At 53.2% G+C, this 17738-nt stretch carries 15 protein-coding genes; 8 read left to right on the plus strand and 7 right to left on the minus strand.

Annotation, left to right across the window (positions count from 1 at the left end; translation table 11 throughout):
- Window positions 1-117 precede the first annotated feature (117 nt).
- Window positions 118-2163, minus strand: coding sequence for a peptidyl-dipeptidase Dcp (gene dcp / locus OGV82_RS16660; RefSeq protein WP_047457161.1), 2046 nt, complete (start codon window positions 2161-2163; stop codon window positions 118-120).
- 137 nt (window positions 2164-2300) lie between these two features.
- On the opposite strand from dcp, the gene ydfG reads away from it, so the two are divergent.
- Together ydfG and OGV82_RS16670 are read left to right on the plus strand one after the other, a co-directional pair.
- Window positions 2301-3047 (plus strand): bifunctional NADP-dependent 3-hydroxy acid dehydrogenase/3-hydroxypropionate dehydrogenase YdfG, encoded by a 747-nt coding sequence (ydfG, locus tag OGV82_RS16665; protein WP_024130344.1) that lies wholly within the window; start codon window positions 2301-2303, stop codon window positions 3045-3047.
- Between the two features lie 87 nt (window positions 3048-3134).
- Complete coding sequence (locus tag OGV82_RS16670) at window positions 3135-3821, plus strand: GntR family transcriptional regulator (protein ID WP_012132443.1); 687 nt, start codon at window positions 3135-3137, stop codon at window positions 3819-3821.
- Window positions 3822-3928: 107 nt separating this feature from the next.
- On the opposite strand, the gene OGV82_RS16675 is transcribed toward OGV82_RS16670, so the two are convergent.
- From OGV82_RS16675 to OGV82_RS16695, 5 genes are all read right to left on the minus strand, one after another.
- Complete coding sequence (locus OGV82_RS16675; RefSeq protein ID WP_047457165.1) at window positions 3929-5401, minus strand: mannitol dehydrogenase family protein; 1473 nt, start codon at window positions 5399-5401, stop codon at window positions 3929-3931.
- A 175-nt stretch (window positions 5402-5576) separates the two neighbouring features.
- On the minus strand, window positions 5577-6956 hold the full coding sequence (locus OGV82_RS16680) for an MFS transporter (protein ID WP_047457169.1): 1380 nt from the start codon (window positions 6954-6956) through the stop codon (window positions 5577-5579).
- Between the two features lie 53 nt (window positions 6957-7009).
- A complete protein-coding gene (locus tag OGV82_RS16685) occupies window positions 7010-8029 on the minus strand; it encodes a Zn-dependent oxidoreductase (protein WP_012132447.1) in 1020 nt (339 codons plus the stop codon).
- Window positions 8030-8042: 13 nt separating this feature from the next.
- Window positions 8043-9257 (minus strand): starvation-sensing protein RspA, encoded by a 1215-nt coding sequence (gene rspA, locus OGV82_RS16690; protein ID WP_012132448.1) that lies wholly within the window; start codon window positions 9255-9257, stop codon window positions 8043-8045.
- Between the two features lie 109 nt (window positions 9258-9366).
- Window positions 9367-9693, minus strand: coding sequence for a YnfA family protein (locus OGV82_RS16695; RefSeq protein ID WP_047463685.1), 327 nt, complete (start codon window positions 9691-9693; stop codon window positions 9367-9369).
- A 145-nt stretch (window positions 9694-9838) separates the two neighbouring features.
- Here OGV82_RS16695 and OGV82_RS16700 point away from each other — a divergent pair, with 145 nt between their 5' ends.
- Window positions 9839-10180 carry a DUF1283 family protein gene (locus OGV82_RS16700; RefSeq protein ID WP_012132450.1) on the plus strand — a complete coding sequence of 114 codons (342 nt, stop codon included), beginning with the start codon at window positions 9839-9841 and terminating at the stop codon, window positions 10178-10180.
- 34 nt (window positions 10181-10214) lie between these two features.
- Window positions 10215-10775 (plus strand): spermidine N1-acetyltransferase, encoded by a 561-nt coding sequence (gene speG, locus OGV82_RS16705; RefSeq protein ID WP_012132451.1) that lies wholly within the window; start codon window positions 10215-10217, stop codon window positions 10773-10775.
- A gap of 4 nt (window positions 10776-10779) precedes the next feature.
- Here speG and OGV82_RS16710 read toward each other — a convergent pair whose 3' ends face one another.
- A complete protein-coding gene (locus tag OGV82_RS16710; protein WP_080750371.1) occupies window positions 10780-11514 on the minus strand; it encodes a YnfC family lipoprotein in 735 nt (244 codons plus the stop codon).
- Window positions 11515-11617: 103 nt separating this feature from the next.
- Here OGV82_RS16710 and OGV82_RS16715 point away from each other — a divergent pair, with 103 nt between their 5' ends.
- The 4 genes from OGV82_RS16715 to OGV82_RS16730 all read left to right on the plus strand — a co-directional run.
- Entirely contained in the window at window positions 11618-11926 is a 309-nt protein-coding gene (locus tag OGV82_RS16715) for a DUF1161 domain-containing protein (protein ID WP_012132453.1), read from the plus strand.
- Window positions 11927-12097: 171 nt separating this feature from the next.
- A complete protein-coding gene (gene ynfE, locus OGV82_RS16720; protein WP_348772802.1) occupies window positions 12098-14536 on the plus strand; it encodes a selenate/tellurate reductase subunit YnfE in 2439 nt (812 codons plus the stop codon).
- A gap of 142 nt (window positions 14537-14678) precedes the next feature.
- Complete coding sequence (ynfF, locus tag OGV82_RS16725) at window positions 14679-17114, plus strand: selenate/tellurate reductase subunit YnfF (protein ID WP_047457179.1); 2436 nt, start codon at window positions 14679-14681, stop codon at window positions 17112-17114.
- Between the two features lie 10 nt (window positions 17115-17124).
- Window positions 17125-17738, plus strand: a 614-nt coding sequence (locus tag OGV82_RS16730; RefSeq protein ID WP_012132456.1) for a dimethylsulfoxide reductase iron-sulfur subunit DmsB, incomplete at its 3' end; no start/stop codon positions are given.

Raw genomic sequence — 17738 nt, forward strand, 5'->3', positions numbered from 1 at the left:
AACAGGGGCCCCGGATAAAAAGAAGCCCGCATTGTACACCAGTATCCCGGCAGCTTACTTAACATTGATAAAAAATCAGAGCGTTGCCTGATAAACATTCAGGCAGCGCCCTTGCGCTTAGCGGTCTAAACCCCGGTGTTTTAACATGGGTTCGATACGCGGTTCATGACCCCGCCACGCCGGGTAGAGACGTTCCAGATCCGTACTGTTGCCGCGTGACAAGATGGCATCACGGAAACGCTGTCCGTTCTCACGCGTTAACCCTCCCTGTTCAACAAACCACTGGTAGCCGTCGTCCGCCAACATTTGCGTCCACAAATAGGCGTAATAACCTGCCGCATACCCGCCACCGAAAATATGGGCGAAATAGCTGCTCCGGTAGCGCGGCGGCACTGCCGGAAGATCGAGTTCTTCCGCCGCCAGCGCCTGCTGTTCAAAGAGATCGACCGACTGCGATGCCGAAAAGGTTTCAAGACTGTGCCAGCGCATATCCAGCAATGCGGCGCTGAGCAGTTCCGTCATGTCATAGCCTTTGTTAAACAGGCTTGCCCGCCGCATTTTTTCCTGCAACGCTTCAGGCATTTTTTCACCCGTCCCGACGTGGCGCGCATAGCGTTCGAACACCTGCGGATGACTCGCCCAGTGCTCATTAATCTGCGAAGGAAATTCGACAAAATCGCGCGGGGTGTTCGTCCCCGACAGCGTCGCATAGCGCTGTGTCGCAAACAGGCCGTGCAGCGTATGACCAAATTCATGGAACAAGGTGATCACATCATCCCAAAGCAACAATGCGGGCTGCCCTGCCGCTGGCTTCTGGTAATTACAGACGTTGTAGATAACCGGTCTGGTTTCGTTAAGCGTGGATTGTTCAATAAAATTGCCCATCCATGCGCCGCCGCTTTTTGACTCGCGGGCAAAGAAATCACCATAAAACAACGCCAGACCGACGCCATCATGATCGAAAATTTCCCAGACGCGCACATCAGGATGGTAAACCGGGATATCAAAGCGCTCGATAAACTTAATGCCGAACAGCTGGTTTGCCGTCCAGAACACGCCGTCGTTCAGTACCGTATCTAACGCAAAGTATGGTTTGAGCTGCGCTTCATCCAGCGCGTATTTTCCACGGCGTACCTGCTCAGCATAGTACGCCCAGTCCCACGCCTGGGTCGTGAATCCTCCCTGCTCATCATCGATCACTTTCTGGATCTCAGCCTGCTCATCCAGCGCGCGCTGACGCGCGGCCGGAACAATGGCGCGCATAAAAGCGAGCGCCGCGTCAGGCGTTTTCGCCATCTGATCGGCGGTTTTCCAGGCGGCATAACTGGCAAACCCGAGTAATGTTGCCTGCCGTGTACGGATGTCCACCAGACGCTGAACAATCGCACGCGTGTCGTTGGCGTCGTTCTTTTCCGCACGAGTCCATGCGGCGTTGAACAGATTTTCACGGGTCTGGCGATCGCGTAAAACGGCCAGTGTCGGTTGTTGTGTGGTATTGAGAAGCGGAATAAGCCAGCGATCCGCCAGCCCTTTTTCCCTGGCGGCATCAGCGGCAAGAGCGACCTCCTCCTGACTCAATCCGTCCAGTTGATGGCGATAATCAACCACCATCCCACCGGATTTATTCGCCGCCAATAGCCGCTGATTAAACTGGCTGGTCAGCGTGGCGGATTCGGTATTCAGGCTCCTGAGCTGCGCTTTATCGTCATCGCCAAGCTGCGCGCCGGAAAGTACAAAACGCTGGTGGATAATCTCCACAAGACGCAACGACTCGGCATCCAGCGCCAGCGTCTCCCGCTGTCGCCAGACCGCATCCACACGCGCAAAGAGCGTACTGTTGAGATAAATATCATTTGCCAGCGCCGCCAGTTCAGCGGAAAAGGCTTCATCAAGGCGCTGTAATTCGTCATTGGTATGCGCCGCTGTCATGGCGAAAAACACGCTTGTCACACGGGTGAGCAACGCGCCGCTTTGCTCCAGCGCCAGATACGTGTTCTCAAAATCAGGCGCTTGCGGGTTTTGGACAATCGCATCAATTTCAGCGCGCTTTTGCCGCATCCCTTCGTCAAACGCCGGGCGGTAATGGCGGTCTTCAATCAGATCAAAACGCGGGGCCTGGTAAGGCAATACGCTCTGGCTAAAGAATGGATTCGTTAACGACATTTTTCACTCCTGCAAACGATTTGTTCATTAGAGTAGGTCTCCCTTGAAATGACCGCAATCCCATTAACGAGGATTACCCCTGAACAGAGATGGCGTGCTATGGTAATACAACACAAAAAGCGTTGAGGAACAGTGAGATGATCGTTTTAGTCACCGGTGCGACCGCAGGTTTCGGCGAATGCATTACACGTCGTTTTATTGAGAATGGACACAAAGTGATTGCCACTGGCCGTCGCCAGGAACGCCTGCAAGAATTGAAAGATGAGCTGGGCGACAATCTGTTTATCGCTCGTTTAGATGTGCGTAACCGTGCATCCATTGAAGATATGCTGGCGTCATTACCCGCAGAGTGGCGCAACATTGATGTGCTGGTCAACAACGCCGGGCTGGCGCTGGGGCTTGAGCCCGCGCATAAAGCCAGCGTGGAAGACTGGGAAACCATGATCGACACGAACAACAAAGGTCTTATTTACATGACCCGCGCGGTTCTGCCTGGCATGGTGGAGCGCAATCGCGGCCACATCATCAATATTGGCTCTACCGCAGGTAGCTGGCCATACGCGGGTGGCAACGTATATGGCGCAACCAAAGCGTTTGTGCGCCAGTTCAGTCTGAATCTGCGCACGGATTTACACGGTACGGCAGTACGCGTTACCGATATTGAACCCGGTCTGGTCGGCGGCACGGAGTTTTCTAACGTCCGCTTTAAAGGCGATGACGACAAAGCGGGTAAAACCTACGAGAACACAACCGCGCTCACGCCGGATGATGTCACAGAAGCGGTATGGTGGGTCGCTAATCTGCCTGCGCATGTGAACATTAATACGCTGGAAATGATGCCGGTTACGCAGTCTTTTGCCGGACTGAGCGTTCATCGGGGTTAATTTTTATACCCGGCCTGCGGGTCGGGTATAGATAGTGACAAAAAAGTGGTAGAGTATTCTGGTTAACTCTCTAAAAAGTAAGAACGAATGACCGTTGAAACCCAACTCAATCCTACGCAGCCTGTAAATCAGCAAATTTACCGCATTCTCCGACGTGACATCGTGCACTGTCTGATTGCGCCAGGCACACCGCTTTCCGAGAAAGAGGTTTCCGTGCGCTTTAACGTGTCGCGCCAGCCTGTACGTGAAGCGTTTATTAAGCTGGCGGAAAACGGTTTGATTCAAATCCGCCCTCAGCGCGGCAGCTATGTGAATAAGATTTCATTATCGCAGGTGCAGAATGGGTGTTTTGTCCGACAGGCCATCGAATGTGCGGTCGTTCGTCGCGCGGCGTTGATGATCACCGACAGCCAGTGCTATCAGCTGGAGCAGAACCTTCACCAGCAGCGGATCGCCATTGACCGCAAGCAGCTCAACGATTTCTTCCAGCTTGATGATGAATTTCACCAGAAGCTGGCATTAATTGCCGATTGCCAGCTGGCGTGGGATACGGTTGAAAATATTAAAGCCACTATCGACCGCGTGCGTTATATGAGTCTGGATCATGTGTCGCCGCCTGAAATGTTGCTGCGCCAGCATCATGATATTTTTGCCGCCCTGGAAAAGCATGACGCCGACGCAGTGGAACGCGCAATGACTGTGCATCTACAGGAGATTGGCGAGTCCGTTCAGCTTATCCGCCAGGAAAACAGCGACTGGTTCAGCGAAGAGTAATCCCGCTGACAAACAAGCCGGATGGCGGCGTAACCGCCTTATCCGGCCTACAATAGTCAATGATGTTGAACGTTGCAGGCCTTATCCGGCCTACAACCATGCAGAGATTACGCTGATGCGATATTCGCCGCATATTTTGCAACGGTTGCTTTCGCGCCGTTGGCAAGCAGCGACAGATACGCTTCTTTCACCTTATTCTTAAACAGCTCAACGTGCGGCAATTCATTACCAAAAATCGCATCAATGGCCAGCAGCGCCTGAACGCGACTTTCCCCTTCTTCACTGCCCTGAACCGCTTGCTGAATAACCGGCAGCAGCGGATCGCTAATTTCAATCGGATTCCCCTGCTCATCAACGCCGCCAACGTAACGCATCCAGCCCGCCACGCCTAAGGCCAGCAGGTCGAAACGGCTGTTATGCGCGATATGCCAGCGAACGGAGTCCAGCATACGCTGCGGCAGTTTCTGGCTACCGTCCATCGCAATCTGCCAGGTACGGTGACGCAACGCCGGGTTGCTGTAGCGCGCGATCAGCAAATCGGCATAACGCTTCAGATCCACCCCCTTCACTTTCAGCGTCGGCGCCTGTTCCTGCAACATCAACGCATGCGCGGCCAGGCGGTAATTCTCATCTTCCATGCAGTCATTAATGTGCTGATAGCCCGCCAGATACCCGAGGTACGCCAGGAATGAGTGACTGCCATTAAGCATACGCAGTTTCATCTCTTCGAACGGGATAACATCTGCTACCAGTTCAGCGCCCGCTTTTTCCCATTCAGGGCGACCCGCGACAAAATTATCCTCAATCACCCACTGGCGGAACGGTTCACACGCCACACCCGCAGGATCGCGTACGCCGGTTAACTGTTCGATCTTATCCAGCGTGTCAGCCGTCACCGCCGGTACAATACGATCAACCATCGTGGACGGGAACGTCACATGTTGCTCAATCCACGCGGCCAGCTCTGCATCTACCGCACGGGCATAGGCAGTAACTACATTGCGCATGACGTGTCCATTTTCAGGCATGTTATCGCAGGACATCACGGTAAATGGCGCCAGGCCAGCCGCTTTACGACGCGCCAGCGCTTCCACCACCACGCCAGGCGCGGATTTCGGCTGCTGCGGGTTTTGCAGATCGGCGGCGATCATCGGGTGATCCAGCATCAACTGACCGGTCGCCGGAGAGTGGCAGTACCCTTTTTCTGTAATCGTCAGGGAAACAATCGCCACCTGCGGCTCGCACATGGCAGCCAGGACGGTTTCCAGACCGTCAACCTGCGCGTGCAGCGCGTTTTTTACCACCCCAACAACCCTTGCGGTCCAGGCATCCGCTGACATTTCCGCCACGGTATACAGGTTGTCTTGCTGTTTCAGGTCGGCAATCTGCTGCTCGCCGCCAATCAGGTTGACTTCACAATATCCCCAGTCGCTGTTGTGTTCCGCCGCGAGGATATCCGCGTAGACACCCTGATGCGCGCGATGGAATGCGCCAAAGCCCAAATGCACAATGCGAGGAACCAGTCTGGCGCGATCGTAATGAGGAAGCGAAGCCTTAGCCGTTAAGAGCTTGTTTTGCATGGTATGACCTATTGTATGAATGAATTCAGGACTGTCTCAGAGTAGCGCCTGTAGGGTTGTATGATTTGATTTGAATTAAGCTTTTTGCAATTGGTATGACATCATTTTAAAGTTATGTGACAACATGACCGAAATTCAACATTCCCTGTCCATTCCGGTCATGCCCTGTGCGACGTTACCCTACCTGCGTTGCCGAACCCTGAACGCTACTTGCCGCCTTTAGGTCCGCTGCATCCTCCAGCACGCTCAGATCGCGATCTTTCACTTCCGGCATCAAAAACGCTGAAATTAAGCCGATAAGAGAATAGGCAATGATCATCGCTAATATAGGCAACCAGGAATCGGTCATATTACAGAAAATACCTGCCAGTACAGGACCAAATCCAACGGCGACTAATCCACCGGCTTCTTTTGAAATCGCCATCCGGGTAAAGCGATTACGCGAACCAAACATCTCGGCCATCGTAATGTTTTCCAGCGCGAAGAGACCCAACACGGCGAAGTTATGAATAACAATAAGCGCGGTCATAATCACGCCGGGGCTATAGGTTTTATCCACGATGATAGACAACATCGGGTACGCAAGAATAATCGCAGATATATTCAATAAAATATAAGGCAGACGACGACCATATTTATCAGATAACCATCCCAAAAGTGGAATAGTAATAAAACCAATAACAGAGCTAATCATTAACGCGTCGGTAGGAATCGCCTTATTGAATAATAACGTCTGCACTAAATATCCTGCAAGGAATGTCTGAATTAACCCAGAATTGCCCGCCTGACCGAAACGTAAACCGGTTGCCAGCCAGAAGGATTTACTGCTAAACATGGCACCCAATGTGTTTTCTGATGCGTTATTTAACGCCGGCGCATTTTCGCTTTCATTGACCTTTTCAAATACCGGGCTTTCTTTGAGGTTCATACGCAGCCAGATAGCGAAGATCATGACAACAACGCTCGCCAGGAATGGGATACGCCATCCCCAGGCCAGAAGCTGTTCTCTGTCAAGCGCAAAGAACATCACTGCCCAGATTGCCGTTGCGCTCAGCGTACCGCAGTTTGTTCCCATTGCGACAAGCGAGGAAATAATGCCGCGTTTCCCTTTAGGCGCATACTCAGCCAGCATCGTTCCCGCCCCGGAGATCTCCGCCCCGGCGCCTAACCCCTGAACAATACGTAACGTCACCAGTAAAACAGGCGCAAATATACCAATTTGCGCATAGGTCGGCAGAACCCCAATGAGGGTTGTACAAATCCCCATCATGGTGATAGTGATAAACAAGACCTTTTTACGCCCAATACTGTCGCCCATTTTGCCGAAAATAAACGCGCCGACAATACGTGCGATATATCCTGCGCCATAGGTTCCCATCGCCAGAATAAGCGCCATTGCGGCGGACTGTTCCGGGAAAAATATCTCATGGAAAACTAATGCAGCGCCCAGAGAATATAACTGGAAATCCATAAACTCAAGGGCGGTTCCCAGCCAACCGGATACGGCGGCTCTGATTAAATCTTTTGTTGACCGTTCATGTTTTTGTTGAGTCATATTGGCAATCTCTAAGAGGTAAGATGCGTACCACTCTCTCGCATTTATTAATATTATTCAGAGAATGTGAGTAAAACCTTGCAGCAGTGCCGTTGGTCTTTCTCAAACAATTCAATCGCGTCAGTGACATGGTGATAATTAAACGTATGCGTGACGAGCTTATCGGGATCGATCAGACCTTTTTCCAGCCAGCCAATAACGACCGGGAATTTATTCGCATTCAAACGGGACGAATAAATTGACAGTTCCTTGCCGGTAATCCCCTGCTGCACAATCTGGCAAGGATCGCTGGAGAACCCCATCAGTACAATGCGCGCGGCGGGCGACGCCAGCGAGATAGCTTCTTGTAAAATGGACGGATGACACGCCGCATCGACGATCAGCGTCGGTTTTAACCCTTTTTCATCCAGGAAATCTTGCAGAGATTGCTGTCCATTATTGATAACCCAGTCGGCGCCGCTTTCTTTCGCCATCTCCAGCCGTTCATCAATACGATCGGCAACAATCACCTCTTTAACGTTATAAACGCCCTTCAGCGCCTGAACCGTCGTCAGTCCCATCGGCCCTGCGCCATAAATCAGCGCAATATCGTTCTCTGTCGGATTAACCTGCCCGGTGACGTTCGCCGCAATGGTGAAAGGTTCAACCATCACCGCGTGCTTATCAGCAATGGCATCCGGGATCGTAAACGCGTTTTTCGCCGGAACGACCGCATATTCACTAAATCCGCCGTCGCGGTGTACGCCCAGAACAACCAGCGAGGTACATACATTGGGCTTGCCTATTGAACAGGGATAGCAATGCCCGCAACTGATGACGGGATCGACCGATACGCGTTCCCCCACTCTGGCGTGGCTAACACCTTCGCCTACGGCGTCAATCACACCAAAAAATTCATGCCCGATAACACGCGGATACTTTGCAAAAGGATTATGCCCACGATAGATATGGCTATCAGAACCGCAGATCCCCGCCAGTTTCACTTTAACCCGAACGTCCCCGGCCGCAGGCTCAGGGATAGGACGCTCCGCTAAAACCAGCGTGTCAGGTTTTTCAATCACTATACTTTTCATGTCATATCACTCCTTACCAGTTCCACAACGTGCCATCTTCCAGACGGGCGACCGGCAAATACGCAGGGTCATACGGATATTTCGCCGCCAGTTTTTCATCAAACTCAATACCAAGACCCGGCTTGTCGCCTGGGTGCATATAGCCGTTATCGAACGTCCAGCTATGCGGGAAGACATCAAGCATTTGTTCGGAGTACCCCATGTATTCCTGAACGCCAAAGTTAGGCACCCACAGATCAAAGTGAAGCGCTGCGGCCATGCAAACCGGCGACAAATCAGAAGGCCCATGAGACCCTGTGCGCACCTGGTAAAGCGAGGCAAAATCCGCAATGCGGCGCATCCCCGTAATGCCGCCGGCATGGGTAATGGTGGTGCGGATATAGTCAATCAGTTGCTCCTCAATGAGCTGCTTGCAGTCCCAGATGCTGTTGAACACTTCCCCGACGGCAATCGGCGTCACCGTATGCTGACGAATCAGACGGAAGCATTCCTGGTTTTCCGCAGGCGTCGGGTCTTCCATCCAGAACAGACGATAATCCTCAACGCGCTTACCAAAACGGGCGGCTTCAATCGGCGTCAGGCGGTGGTGCATGTCGTGAAGCAAATGCTCTTCAAAACCAAATTCAGCACGTACGGCGTCAAACAGTTTCGGCGTGAAATCGAGGTATTTCTCGGTTGACCAGAGTTGCTCTTCCGGCCACTGGCCTTTCGTAGCGGGTTCGTAGGCCAGACCTTTGCCTTTAGACATGCCGTAGGTGGTTTTCATACCCGGCACGCCGCACTGCACGCGAATCGCTTTAAACCCCATCTCTTTGTGACGCGCATAATCTTCCAGCACATCATCAATGGTGTGACCCGTCGTGTGGCAATAGACCATCACGCCTTCGCGGGATGCGCCGCCCAGCAACTGATACAGCGGCATGTTGGCGGCTTTCGCTTTGATATCCCACAGCGCCATGTCAACGGCAGAAATAGCAGACATCGTGACCGGCCCGCGACGCCAGTAGGCGCCTTTATAAAAGAACTGCCAGATATCTTCGATACGGTGCGCATCGCGGCCAATAAGCTGCGGGCAAAGGTGATCTTTCAGATAGGATGCCACCGACAGCTCACGGCCATTCAGGGTAGCGTCGCCCAGGCCGGTGATACCGTCCTCGGTGGTGATTTTCAGCGTGACAAAGTTACGTCCCGGACATGTGACAAAAACTTCAGCCCCTACAATCTTCATTGTTGTTCCTTACATCTCTTCTGTGCGATGCAGGAAACTTACACACCTGAACTACTACCATACAAGTATAATGATCAAAAAATCGCTCATCGATCACAAAATAAGGCGCTTAAGCGCGCCCCCACCCGGCAACGATAATCAGCATTCCACAGAGTGCGATCAGTGCGCCTGACCAGTCATAAAGACTGAGTCTGACGCCGTCAACAAAGCGTAACCATAACAGCGCAGTACAGACATAGACCCCGCCATAAGCCGCATAGACGCGGCCGCTGGCGGCCGGATGCAACGTCAGCAGCCAGACGAATAACGCCAGTGAGACTCCCGCCGGAACCAGCAGCCAGGCCGTTGCGCCCCGCTTCAACCATAGCCAGGGCAGAAAACAGCCCACGATTTCGCACAGTGCGGTTATGAAAAAAAGAAGTGTTGTTTTTAGCATCATCATCATTGCGTTACGTCAGGTTTAAGCATGATACGCCAGAATAGCGCCTTCGTATCCATACCCGCAGGGTGGGTATGCCCTGCGCCAGGAATGGTGTAGAATTTAGACAAGTTTTATCCCTCTATCATGAAAGGAATTAACCATGAACAATACACTTAGCAAACGCCTGTGCCTGACGGCAATGCTTGCGCTGGGTGCTGTCGTGTATACCACCTCCGCATTCGCGAATACCAGCAAACTGATCATTGAATCTGGAGACAGCGCGCAAAGCCGCCAACACGCAGCCATGGAAAAGGAACAATGGAATGATACCCGCAGCCTGCGCCAGAAAGTGAACACGCGCACGGAGAAAGAGTGGGACAAAGCCGACGCCGCGTTTGATAACCGCGACAAGTGCGAGCAGAGCGCCAACCTTAACGCGTACTGGGAACCGAATACGCTGCGTTGCCTGGATCGTCGTACTGGCCGTACCGTTGCGCCATAACAGTGCGTTGAGCGACAGACGGTAAGGACACAAAATGACCCACGCCAACAGTGTTAAGTTGCGCCCGCTGGAGCGCGAAGATTTACGATTCGTCCACCAGCTTGATAACAACGCCAGCGTAATGCGTTACTGGTTTGAAGAGCCGTACGAAGCGTTTGTCGAGCTGTCTGACCTGTATGATAAGCACATTCATGACCAGAGCGAACGGCGCTTTGTCGTGGAGTGCAACGGCGAAAAAGCCGGTCTGGTCGAACTGGTAGAAATTAATCACGTTCACCGCCGGGCTGAGTTTCAAATCATCATCTCGCCGGAATACCAGGGAAAAGGGCTGGCTTCGCGCGCGGCGAAGCTGGCGATGGACTACGGATTCACCGTACTCAACCTTTATAAGCTGTATCTGATTGTTGATAAAGAAAACGAAAAAGCCATTCACATTTACCGTAAGTTAGGTTTTATGGTTGAAGGTGAACTGATTCATGAGTTCTTTATCAATGGCCAATACCGCAACACCATTCGTATGTGCATTTTCCAGCAGCAATATCTGGACGATCACAAAACACCAGGCTCAAGCCTGCTGAAGCCTACCGCACAGTAAGCCGCTACCCGGCTGTGTCAGACGCAGTCGGGTAATAATCAATCGTATTTTTAATGGTATAGCTCCGCGCAACGGCGGGTTCGACGCTTTCATCAACGATCACAAGCTGGCAGTTGATCGGATTGGCGTAATTATCATATTCACACGTCTGCTTCACATTGCCTAACGGGCGATCGTTCAGCAGGCTGACCGCCGTATAGTCGAGCTTTTTAAGCGGGTCCGCCGACGGTTTTGCATCAATGGATAACGTTTTGTCTTTACTGATGGTGGTCTTACCCAACGGATACCCTTCCGCATCATAGCGGTATTGTACCTTCGTCTCTCTTCCCGTTGCGGAAACAACAAAACCGTTATCGTCCGTATCCCAGACCACGCCTGCCGAGGGCAACTCCGCCAACTGACATTTCCCCTGCAAGCGCACTCTTTTCTCCATCGTCTCGGCATCGCGGTAGTAGTTTGCATCCAGTACCAACGCCAGCCCGGTATTGTTTTCCAGATCGTGCAGTTCCAGCGTATCAAAGCAGCCTTCCTGCGAAAGCGTTCCGCTGATGCGCTTCGTCACTTCCCCTTTGTCGTTCATCAACGTCTGGCTGAAATCTTTAACCGGGCCGCGCAACGGATCAAAATCGAACTCATTGGAAAAGCTGGCCATTTCCGGGGTAAAGGAGACCAGAACAGTGGCGTTATCACATCCAACAAGCAGCACACACAGAAAGCTCACCAGGGTCTGTTTCTTCACGTTATTCACCAGGATAAGGAGATGATTCTCAATCATATTAGCAAATACAGTTGTTTACACTAGAAATGCTAAGCTTTCATTATCGTGTTCATAAAAGGAGTGAATGATGAAAATCTCAGCAGGAATTGCAGCGTGTCTGCTCATCGTCGCCTCCCCGCAGGTACTGGCGGCGCCGGAGTCATGTGAAAGAGTCAAAAGCGACATCGAACAGCGTATCATTAACAATGGTGTGGCGGAGTCCAGTTTTACGTTAACTATTGTTCCTAATGACCAGGCGGATCAGCCCGATTCCCAGGTCGTAGGCCACTGTGCAAACGATACCCATAAAATTTTGTATACCCGCACCAGCAGCGGAAACGCTCCTGCCAGTACCAGTCCTTCTCAGGACGGGCATGCTGTCGAACCTCAGTAACAGATAAGAGCCTGATATACCAGGCTCTTACTCCCTCTTAGAAAGATTCCCTCAATTTTGACATGGATTAATAACCCCTACCTATAAGGGGTTAAAATCACTCTTTCATTAGTATCCTATTAATTTTGTTATAAACATAATTATATAACGATAACTATAATGGAGTGAATTATGTCCGATGTTGAACAACAGGGAGGCATCAGCCGCAGGACGTTAGTGAAATCCACTGCGATAGGATCGCTGGCGCTCGCTGCCGGAGGGGTCTCCTTGCCTTTCGGGATGCGTACCGCTGCGGCTGCCGTGCAGCAGGCAATCCAGCCCGTTGAAGACAAAGTGGTCTGGGGAGCATGTTCGGTCAACTGCGGTAGCCGCTGCGCCCTGCGTCTCCACGTCAAAGATGATGAAGTCTGGTGGGTGGAAACCGACAACACTGGCGAAGATGTCTATGGCAATCACCAGGTGCGCGCCTGCCTGCGCGGACGTTCAATCCGTCGGCGAATTAACCATCCTGATCGCCTCAACTACCCGATGAAACGCACAGGCAAACGCGGCGAAGGAAAATTTGAGCGCATCAGTTGGGAAGAAGCGCTGGATACCATCAGCAACAGCCTGAAAAACACGGTCGATAAATACGGTAACGAGGCGGTGTACATTAACTACACCTCCGGTATCGTCGGCGGCAACATCACCCGCTCCTCGCCTTATGCCTCTCTGGTGGCCCGCCTGATGAACTGTTACGGCGGTTTTCTTAGCCACTATGGCACCTACAGCACCGCGCAAATCGCGGCGGCCATGCCCTACACCTATGGTTCGAACGAGGGTAACAGCACCTCCGATATCGAAAACACCAAACTGGTGGTGATGTTCGGTAATAACCCGGCAGAAACCCGTATGAGCGGCGGCGGAATTACCTGGTTCCTGGAACAGGCCAGGGAACGCTCAAATGCGCGCATGATCGTTATCGATCCACGCTATACCGATACCGCGGCAGGACGTGAAGACGAATGGATACCTATTCGTCCCGGCACCGATGCCGCGCTGGTCGCCGGACTGGCCTGGGTGCTCATCACCGAAGATCTTGTCGACCAGCCTTTCCTCGACAACTACTGCGTGGGTTACGACGAAAAAACGCTACCGGCCGATGCGCCAGCGAATGGCCACTATAAAGCCTATATTCTGGGCCAGGGCGAAGACGGCACGGCCAAAACGCCTGAGTGGGCGTCGCGCATTACCGGTATTCCGGCGGATCGCATCATTAAGCTCGCCAGAGAGATTGGCGCGGCTAAACCGGCCTGTATTTGTCAGGGTTGGGGCCCGCAGCGTCAGGCGAACGGTGAACTCACCGCACGCGCGATTGCGATGCTGCCGATTCTGACGGGCAATGTCGGTATTCACGGCGGGAACAGCGGCGCGCGCGAATCCACCTATACCATCACCATTGAACGCATGCCGTTACCGGAAAACCCGGTAAAAACGCAGATCTCCGTGTTTACCTGGACGGACGCCATTGCCCGCGGCCCGGAAATGACCGCCCTGCGCGACGGCGTGCGCGGTAAAGAAAAGCTGGATGTGCCGATCAAGTTCATCTGGAATTACGCGGGCAATACCATCACCAACCAGCATTCGGATATCAATAAAACACACGAGATCCTGCAAGACGAATCGAAGTGCGAAATGATCGTGGTCATCGACAACTTTATGACCTCTTCCGCGAAATACGCCGATATTCTGTTGCCGGACCTGATGACGGTCGAACAGGAAGACATCATTCCTAACGACTACGCGGGCAATATGGGTTATTTAATCTTCATCCAGCCCGCGACCGCCCCTAAATTCGAGCGTAAGCCCATTTACTGGATAATGAGCGAAGTCGCGAAGCGGCTGGGCCCGGACGTGCACCAGAGGTTTACCGAGGGGCGAACCCAGGAACAGTGGCTGCAATATCTGTACGCCAAAATGCTGGCTAAAGACCCGGAGTTACCGGGCTATGACGAGCTGAAAAAAATGGGGATCTACAAGCGTAAAGATCCCAACGGCCATTTCGTGGCCTATAAAAAATTCCGTGAAGACCCACAGGCAAACCCGCTGAAAACGCCGTCCGGCAAGATAGAAATTTACTCCAGCCGCCTGGCTAAAATCGCCCAAACCTGGGAGCTGGAAAAAGGCGACGTCATCAGCCCGCTTCCCATTTATGCCTCAACGTTCGAAGGATGGGACGATCCTAAGCGCAGCGTATTCCCACTGCAACTCTTTGGTTTTCATTATAAATCACGCACGCACTCCTCTTACGGCAACATTGATGTTCTCAAATCCGCCTGCCGTCAGGAAGTCTGGATTAACCCCGTGGATGCGCAAAAACGCGGTATCGCCAACGGGGATATGGTGCGGGTATTTAACGATCGCGGCGAAGTACGCATTCCGGCGAAAGTCACGCCACGCATTCTCCCCGGCGTGAGCGCGATGGGCCAGGGCGCCTGGCATGATGCCGATATGTCAGGCGATCGCATCGATCATGGCGCCTGCGTGAATACGTTAACGACGCAGCGCCCCTCTCCGCTGGCGAAAGGAAATCCGCAGCACACCAATCTGGTCGAAATCGAGAAAGTGTAACCCCCATCCCCTGAAACGATTACAGGCGTTTCGGGGGATGTGTTCGCACGTCCATCGGTCATGTGAACAAACCAACGTCCTGTAAAAACAAATTTTATAAATCGCGTTTCTTTTTTTTAATCAATAAGCAAAGTGAGTAACTATGAAAATCACCACGCCTGAGGCGCTCATGACGGCCACTATCAGCCGTCGTAGTCTGGTGAAAACATCCGCCATTAGTGGTCTCGCGCTCGCCAGTAGCGCCTTCACGCTTCCTTTCTCCCGAATCGCCCGCGCCGCTGACGGCCTTTCGCCTGCGCCAGTGGAAGAAAAAGCGGTCTGGAGTTCCTGTACCGTCAACTGCGGGAGCCGCTGTCTGCTACGGCTGCATGTGAAAGATGATGCAGTGTACTGGGTCGAGTCCGACACCACCGGCGATGACGTCTACGGCAATCATCAGGTGCGGGCCTGCCTGCGCGGACGCTCGATCCGTCGCCGCATGAATCACCCGGATCGCCTTAAATACCCGATGAAACGCGTCGGTAAACGCGGCGAAGGCAAATTTGAACGTATCAGCTGGGATGAAGCGCTGGATACCATTGGCGACAACCTGAAGCGTATTCTGAAAGATTACGGCAACGAAGCCGTACATGTGCTGTATGGCACCGGCGTGGATGGCGGGAACATCACGAACTCCAACGTGCCTTATCGTCTGATGAACTCATGCGGCGGTTATCTCAGCCGTTACGGCAGCTACAGTACCGCACAAATCAGCGCCGCAATGAGTTATATGTTCGGCACGAATGACGGCAACAGCCCGGATGACATCGCCAACAGTAAACTGGTGGTAATGTTCGGCAACAACCCGGCAGAAACGCGCATGAGCGGCGGCGGCGTGACCTACTATGTGGAACAGGCTCGCGAACGTTCCAACGCCAGAATGATCGTCATCGATCCGCGTTATAACGATACGGCGGCGGGTCGCGAAGATGAATGGCTCCCTATTCGTCCCGGTACTGATGCCGCGCTGGCGGCGGGGATCGCTTGGGTACTCATCACCGAAAATCTGATCGACAAGCCTTTCCTCGATAAATACTGCGTCGGTTACGACGAAACGACCTTACCCGCCAGCGCGCCGCGTAATGCGCACTATAAAGCCTATATTCTGGGCGATGGCCCGGACGGTATTGCCAAAACACCGGAATGGGCCGCGCATATCACCAGTATCCCGGCGGAAAAAATCATCCAGCTGGCACGGGAAATCGGCTCGGCAAAACCGGCGTATATCTGTCAGGGCTGGGGGCCGCAGCGTCACTCCAATGGCGAACAGACTGCACGCGCGATCGCCATGCTCTCTATCCTGACCGGCAACGTCGGGATCAACGGCGGCAACTCCGGCGTGCGTGAAGGCACCTGGGACCTCGGCGTAGAGTGGTTTTCTATGCTGGATAACCCGGTAAAAACGCAGATCTCCGTTTTTACCTGGACAGACGCCATCGATCATGGCGCGGAAATGACCGCCACACGCGACGGCGTGCGCGGTAAAGATAAGCTTGACGTCCCGATCAAATTTATGTGGTGCTACGCCAGCAATACGCTGATTAACCAGCATGGCAACATCGCCCACACCCATGACGTATTACAGGACGACAGCAAGTGCGAAATGATCGTCGGGATTGAGCACTTCATGACGGCGTCCGCCAAATACTGCGACATTCTGCTGCCGGACCTGATGCCAACGGAACAGGAAGATCTTATTTCGCACGAATCCGCAGGCAACATGGGTTATGTCATCCTGGGGCAACCGGCCACCTCACCAAAATTTGAAAGAAAGCCGATCTACTGGACGCTGAGCGAAATCGCCAGACGCCTCGGCCCGGACGTCTACCAGACATTTACGGAAGGCCGTACCCAGCATGAGTGGGTGAAATACCTGCATGCCAAAACCAAAGCGCGTAACCCGGAAATGCCGGACTACGAAGAGATGAAAACCACCGGCATCTTCAAGAAAAAATGCCCGGAGGAACACTATGTCGCCTTCCGCGCATTCCGCGAAGATCCTGCCTCCAGTCCGCTGAAAACGCCATCAGGGAAGATTGAAATCTACTCCGAGCGGCTGGCGACCATCGCCGACACTTGGGAGCTGGAAAACGATGAGATCGTTCATCCGCTACCCGCCTATGCGCCAGGGTTTGATGGCTGGGACGATCCCATCCGAATAACCTATCCGCTGCAATTGACCGGCTTCCACTATAAAGCCCGCACCCACTCCAGCTACGGCAATATTGATGTGTTGCAGCAAGCGTGCCCGCAAGAGATCTGGATTAACCCCATTGACGCGAAAGCGCGCAACATCAAACAGGGCGACACGGTGCGCGTATTTAACAATAACGGGCAGATGCTGATCCCGGCAAAAGTCACGCCGCGCATTTTGCCGGGCGTTACCGCCATCGGACAAGGCGCCTGGCTCAAGGCGGATATGTTTGGCGACCAGGTCGATCACGGCGGTTCCATCAACATTCTGACATCACATCGTCCTTCTCCGCTGGCGAAGGGGAACCCGTCTCACAGCAATCTCGTTCAGGTTGAGAAGGTATAAGGAGTAACCGATGACAACCCAATATGGATTTTTTATTGACTCCAGTCGTTGCACCGGTTGCAAAACCTGCGAACTGGCCTGCAAAGACTACAAAGATTTAACCCCGGACGTCAGCTTCCGCCGCATCTATGAATATGCGGGCGGTGACTGGCAGGAGGACAACGGCGTCTGGCACCAGAACGTCTTTGCCTACTATCTTTCCATTTCCTGCAACCACTGCGAAGACCCGGCCTGCACGAAAGTGTGCCCGAGCGGCGCGATGCACAAACGCGAGGACGGTTTTGTGGTGGTGGATGAGGACGTCTGCATCGGCTGTCGCTACTGCCATATGGCCTGCCCGTACGGTGCGCCGCAGTACAACGCCGCCAAAGGCCACATGACCAAATGCGACGGCTGTCATGACCGCGTTGCCGACGGCAAAAAACCGATCTGCGTCGAGTCCTGCCCGCTGCGCGCGCTGGACTTTGGCCCGATAGAAGAGCTGCGGAAGAAACATGGCACGCTGGCGGCCGTTGCGCCGCTGCCGGGTGCGCACTTCACCAGACCGAACATTGTGATTAAACCCAACGCCAACAGCCGCCCGACCGGGGATACCACGGGTTATCTGGCAAATCCGAAGGAGGT

The organism is Citrobacter sp. CK191, assembly GCF_030333435.1.
GTDB lineage: Bacteria > Pseudomonadota > Gammaproteobacteria > Enterobacterales > Enterobacteriaceae > Citrobacter_B > Citrobacter_B koseri.